The organism is Vibrio genomosp. F10 str. 9ZD137 (assembly GCF_049974785.1).
Classification (GTDB): Bacteria; Pseudomonadota; Gammaproteobacteria; order Enterobacterales; family Vibrionaceae; genus Vibrio.
The window spans coordinates 1-321 of the sequence record NZ_JBNGCJ010000187.1; the positions used below are offsets into that span (position 1 = coordinate 1).

Genomic DNA, 321 nt, shown 5'->3' on the forward strand with positions numbered 1-321 from the left:
GATCACCGTGATAATCAGCGTCGGTGCCATTGACGATGCCATCACTATCAATATCCTGCTCGCCCGCAAATACGGGGTGGTTGGAATTAACGGGGTCTGATCCATCTCGGTATTCAACCCAGTTACTGAGGCCATCACCATCGGCATCGGCATTGGCGTTGTAATCCACATCCACGCCATTAACGACACCATTACCATCTAGGTCCTGATCGCCCGCCAGAACAGGGACGTTCGGGTTTAGGGGATTATTCGTCTCAATATATTCCAGCTCGTTGCTATGCCCGTCGCCATCAGCATCCCCCTCGGGTTCATAATCAGTGT

Annotated in this window: 1 pseudogene; it reads right to left on the reverse strand. The window is 52.0% G+C overall.

Features of this window, described 5'->3' with window-relative positions:
- Positions 1 to 321 (reverse strand): annotated as a pseudogene (locus ACP45E_RS02420) (hypothetical protein); the annotation flags it as partial.